Source organism: Serratia sp. (in: enterobacteria) (assembly GCF_046715635.1).
GTDB lineage: Bacteria > Pseudomonadota > Gammaproteobacteria > Enterobacterales > Enterobacteriaceae > Chania.
On record NZ_JBKJYW010000478.1, the window covers coordinates 1 to 4,940 of the forward strand.

Here is a 4,940-nt window from a genome sequence, read left to right on the forward strand (position 1 = left end):
CCAAGGAAGTCCACATGCAACAAGGCTCTAAACTGCGGCCACCACCCATTGATGTGATCACCATTCAGTCGCAGGTGGTCTACGGTAGCGTGGGGAATGGCATTGCCTACCGCACGTTGTTGAAGAAGAACCTGGAGGTGTTGCAGGTACCGAGCGTGTTGTTTGGTTGCCCGCCCTATTACGGCGCGCCGCACGGGGGAGCAATCTCCAGCGAATGGTTCAGCGGTTTTCTGGAAGATCTGATCGCCCGTGAAGTCGTCTGCCGCGCGCGGGCCATCATTATCGGTTACCTGGGTGACGTGGCGCAGTGCCATATTCTGGCCGACTGGCTGCCGCGGGTGATTGCCCTCAATCCTGGTATCAAGATCTATATCGATCCGGTGATGGGAGACTACGGCGAAGGGGTTTACGTCGATAAACGTCTGGTTGAACGTTATCGCTCGCCATACCTCAATCTGGCCCATGGCCTGACCCCGAACGGTTTCGAACTGGAGCAACTGTGCGGCATGACGCTGAGCACGCGCGAGCAAACCGAACAGGCTGCACGGGCGTTACTCAAAGGTAATACGCAGTGGGTGCTGGTCACCAGCGCACCTGGCGTGGCCAACAGCGCCCAAGAAGTTGGCCTATTACTGGTCACCGCCGACGAAGCGCAAAGCTTCACCCATGCTAAAATCGATTCACCGGTGAAGGGGACGGGTGACATGTTCACCGCACTGTTAATTGCCCATTTGCTGCAGGGGGAACCTTTCAGCAAGGCAGTGCCGACGGCGATCCATGAGGTATGTGCGGTATTGGAAGATGCGGCGCGTCACGGCTGGCAGGAGATCGGCCACCTGCGGGCGCTGAAGTCGTAATGCCCCCTCACCCTAACCCTCTCCCGCAGGGAGAGGGGACCGATCGAGTTGGGCTGAAAGTGTAGTAATTCACCTTGAACACTGACGGTTGCAGGGGCGTTCGAGGTTGCTGAGATTACCTCTTTACTTCCAAACGAGCATGGGCTATCAGCTCCCTCTCCCTGTGGGAGAGGGTTGGGGTGAGGGGTTCAACGCTTTTTCTTCTTGTTGAAATCCAACTCAAAAGCAAACACCGCGCTTTGAATTTTGCGTTCGGTCAGCATTCCCATCTTGAGAAAACGACAGGACAGGCGCATGAAATGATGCGTTTGCTCTTCATCAATATCATGATCTTCATTCACGGCGATCAGTTCCATATTCACCTTGAACCTGCCGTAATCCCCCAAATCCAGCTGCGCCTTATTGAACACCAGCCCCGGCTGCATATAGTCGGGTACCGCGCCATCAATACGCAAACCAACGCCACCCGGCGAAAGATCGTGGATACGCAGTTGATAGGGAGTGCCATCGCTGTGTTCCCCGTTACAGAAGAACTCACGCCAATAAGGCGTGGTGATGCGTAACTGGCGGCGGCGCTGGATATAAACCAGCTGCTTCGGCAGACGCGCCTCATACACCGGCATGTCGTTATGCTCGGTCAGTTGCGCCTGTTCGACGGAAAATTCGATTTTTGCATCGTGGTTTTCGATCACAATATTGAATTTCCCACCGGTGACCTGCTCTGGAGCATCGCAATCAAAGACGATGTTATCAGCGCCAACGCTTAATAATTGGCCGTTGAATTGATGCTGTTGATTAACGACACGTAGCGGCGTTCTTTGCTTATAGATGTCGCGCAAGATTGCCAGAACCTCAAAACGCTCCTGCTTGATAAACCGTCCGTTATCAATATGTTCCACCCGTCACTCCCAGCATTGTCCATCGACGCTTACACTTTCCTTACACAATCATCACCGCCATCAATACTAAAGTCAAATTTCCCAGCGTTGCCATAATAATGGCAATAACCGGGCAAAACGGGCGGCCCATGCTGCCTGGCCTGCACTATCCCTAATTAAATCCTGGCGGATCTCAATGCCAACATAGGGTAATTCATGGCGTTCCGCATGGTTCGGCAGCGTGTAGTCGGTTGCATCGGTCATCGCATAAGGCTCATTGATGCCGACCTGTAAGTCCCCTTCTGCACGCAGTAGCTCCGCCAACAGCAGGGCAAATTGTGGATGGCGGTTAAACAGCAGCCCAACCTGCCACGGCCGCGCATCGCCTTTAAACACCGGCGTAAAACTGTGCATGGCGATCACCGCGCAAGGTTGGTTATTGGCGCGGCGAGCAGCCAGCGTGTGATTGATGGCTTGGTGATAAGGCTGAAAAATTTCCTGCTCACGGGCCCCCGCTTCTGCCGCGCTAACCCCCTGATTACCGGGTATCGGCGTGAGCTCAGATAGCGGTGGGATCGAGCTGGCAAAACCCGGCGTTCGGTTACAGTCGATCACCAAGCGCGAGTAGTGCTGATGGATTAATGTCGCATCCAGCCGTTGGGCCAACAGGCGGGAAACCGCCAGCGCACCGATATCCCAGCCGATATGCCGATCGATCTCGCCGCTGGCCAGACCAAGATCGCCCAGACGTTTTGGGATGGCCTGTCCTGCATGATCGCACAGCAGTAAGAAAGGAGAAGTCGCCTGTGGCAGCTCAATGCAGACGGCCACAGGATCATCGGCAGACAACAAGGTTGGGGTATAGGGGTGATACATAGGGCACTCCGGCGAAAGAAACCGCTAATTCTAGGCGATCCTCTCACCGGCTACCAATTTCCTATGGGAGATTGTGGCGCGGCCGCACGTTCGGTCAAAACGCAGCCTGTGTGTCATGACCCATTGATTTTATGAATGGGCGCAGCGTGCAGTCCCTCCCTACATTGTTAGCCGTGCTAAAGATGTGCTGTAATATAGCGCTGATAGCAGGCAGGTTTTAGCCGCGTCAGATCGACTAACACCAAACCATCAATACGTGGACATAAGCTGGAGTCAACTCGAAAAAAAGGCCTTCAGCCCCTTTGGGACTTGACCCCTGCTGGAACAAGAGTTTTGCCGGGTGCGAAATAGAGATGGTGCAGAGTACATAGAGAGAGGCAGGGAACTGGAAAAGAGCATCAACCGACACGTCGGCTCAGGTTACAGCCGTGCTTATCATCAGCGACCGGCAGTGATGAATAAAATGTGTAATCGGCATTTTGATGCAAGATTTATTACAGATAAATCCTAAACCCGCTCATTCTATTATCTCTATGAAATTTAATCACAAATTAATTAAATTAGTTTTTTTAACTAAAAAATATATTTTTTAAAAATTTTCGACTGACGAAAAAAATCAAGTCTTTTTGATTTAATGCGCTGATATAACTGCATTATATTTATATAAATTCCATTTTTTTTGATTTTACTAGAATTTAATTCTGATTATTGATTTTTTAGTGCTCAAAACTATCGCCATGAATGAGTTGCCACTAAAGAAATTAACTCTATAATGACCTCAATAAATGAAAGGTTGTTATTTTAGTTTTAAAAGCGGAGATAACGGGCCAACTATATGAATAGTAGACTGTATGGGTTGATAATCGATGGCGATATTCAATTCAATTTCGCTAAAAGCAAAACAAAATATTGTATTACGGAGATGATGATGCAGAACGCTGATTCTTTTTCCAGTCAGTGTCTTTAAATGAGAGTCAGACGCGGTTATTAATCTATTTGTTGAAAAACTGTCATAAGGCAGTGAATTATAAAGATGACATAATGAAGTTCCGCAGCCCGCTGACCAACATGACGGCGGGGGTAAAAACTACCAGAATGCGTCGACTAGGCTAAGCTGCACGTAGCTGGCGCGAAGGTCGGCAACTATTCCGGTCTGCGGGTCGATCGGTGGTGCCATGTGGCGGTGCCGTACCTGAACCTGTATGAAATGAACGAAATCCATATCGATCCCAAAGGGTTGCCGTATGTCGTGGAGTTGCAGAGCACCAGTCAGAATGGAATCAGATATCTTTAAACAGCAACATAGCGGGAAGGTAAGCGTGATAATGAAGAGAATGATTTATACCGTGTTTTGGGGATTACTGTCTGTAACCGGCAGTCATAGCGCATGGGCGGTGATCAACTGTACGCCATTGCCGGGGATCCCCCGTACGGATACCGTGACATTAGCCCCGGCCAATATCTCGGCCGGTATGGATATACCCGATGGGACCGTCATTTATCAGGGGGAATGGAGTACCATTTCAAGTGGAACTCCATTGAATGTGATTAGCTGTACGTCAACCGCACCTTCGTCGTCGCAGTTTTTTATGCGCAAATGTATATTGGTGTACAGAATCCTCCTCTGCCACTGTCGGGGTGGATGCACCCACAGTATGGCAACGTGGTCTATCAAACCGGTATTCCAGGCATCGGGGTGATGGTAAGCTTTGGTGCGACGGAAGGGAATATTGATACGGCTTATTCACCACAGCTGCGGGTTGATGCCAATCCTTCAGGGAACATCAACTATAATCTTAGAAGATGGATCAGTTTGATTAAGATAGGCCCGCTTCAGCCGGGGAGCTATCCCTTGAACGGTAGCAACTTGCCCACCATGATAATAGGCACACAGTGGATTTCAGGTCTGCCGGTAACGGGATTGCCGAAAGTGACTAATATTATCCCGTTTCAGGGGGTATTGAATATCTCGTCACAGACTTGTAAAACCACGGATGTGAATGTTGATATGGGGAGTTATGAGACGCGGCAATATTTTACCGGTTCCGGCTCCACGACCCCGTGCGTTGATGCGTCTATCATTCTGACTGACTGTCCTACTTTTCACGGGTACTATGATGCATCGAATTACGTGACATTATTTGATTACCATGGCTCACCGAGAACTCCTGCGTCAAAAAATAACAGTCTGGGCGTTCGACTTACTCCTTTAACACCGGTCATTAATTCCGCTAACGGCATTATGGCGATAGATACCACTGTTGCCAATGCGGCGTCAGGGATAGGGATCCAACTTGGATGGGGAAGTACCAGTAGTAACCCTACGTTA

General features: G+C 50.0%; 3 protein-coding genes and 1 pseudogene. 2 read left to right on the forward strand and 2 right to left on the reverse strand.

From position 1 onward, the window contains the following. The first annotated feature begins 14 nt into the window (after window positions 1-14). A complete protein-coding gene (locus ACLQ7H_RS24495) occupies window positions 15-857 on the forward strand; it encodes a PfkB family carbohydrate kinase (protein ID WP_411754918.1) in 843 nt (280 codons plus the stop codon). Between the two features lie 188 nt (window positions 858-1,045). On the opposite strand, the gene ACLQ7H_RS24500 is transcribed toward ACLQ7H_RS24495, so the two are convergent. Then, the gene (locus tag ACLQ7H_RS24500; RefSeq protein WP_411754916.1) at window positions 1,046-1,756 is read right to left on the reverse strand and encodes a flagellar brake protein; all 711 of its coding nucleotides are present in this window, start codon (window positions 1,754-1,756) and stop codon (window positions 1,046-1,048) included. Window positions 1,757-1,828: 72 nt separating this feature from the next. After that, the gene (locus ACLQ7H_RS24505) at window positions 1,829-2,611 is read right to left on the reverse strand and encodes an N-formylglutamate amidohydrolase (protein WP_411754917.1); all 783 of its coding nucleotides are present in this window, start codon (window positions 2,609-2,611) and stop codon (window positions 1,829-1,831) included. A gap of 1,663 nt (window positions 2,612-4,274) precedes the next feature. Between ACLQ7H_RS24505 and ACLQ7H_RS24510 the strand changes: the two are divergent. After that, window positions 4,275-4,940, forward strand: a pseudogene (locus ACLQ7H_RS24510) (type 1 fimbrial protein); the annotation flags it as partial.